At 58.9% G+C, this 387-nt stretch carries 1 protein-coding gene; it reads right to left on the bottom strand.

All coding sequences use genetic code 11. The features are described from left to right. Positions 1-387 (bottom strand): sulfatase-like hydrolase/transferase (locus tag AF337_RS32745; RefSeq protein WP_152971295.1); only part of this gene is annotated, 387 nt, incomplete at both ends.

The following is a 387-nucleotide window of genomic DNA, read 5'->3' as shown; positions in this document are numbered from 1 at the left end:
GGTTGAACGTGCCCTCCAGGGTGCCTTCTGCGCTGGTGCCGTTGTCGCCGCTGATGTAGATGATCAGCGTGTTGTCGAGCTTGCCCATGTCCTCGACCGCCTGGATGACCCGGCCAATCTCATGGTCCGTATAGGCCACATAGCCGGCAAAGTTCTCTGCCTCTCGTGCATAGAGTTTCTTCTGCACCAGGGAAAGCGTCTCCCATTTCGGCAGGTCATCCGGCCAGGGTGTCAATTTCGTGTTTTCCGGGATGACGCCGAGCCGCTTCTGGTTGGCGAAGATTTGCTCGCGCAACTTTTCCCAGCCCATGTCGAACTTGCCTTTGAATTGGTCTCTCCACTCCGCCTTCGGCTGGTGCGGCGAGTGGGTGCCGCCCGGCACGTAAT

This window comes from Rhizobium ecuadorense (genome assembly GCF_001187535.1).
In the GTDB taxonomy this organism is placed as follows: domain Bacteria; phylum Pseudomonadota; class Alphaproteobacteria; order Rhizobiales; family Rhizobiaceae; genus Rhizobium; species Rhizobium ecuadorense.
Note: the sequence above shows the minus strand (reverse complement) of the source record. Positions and strands in the feature narration are given on the sequence as shown.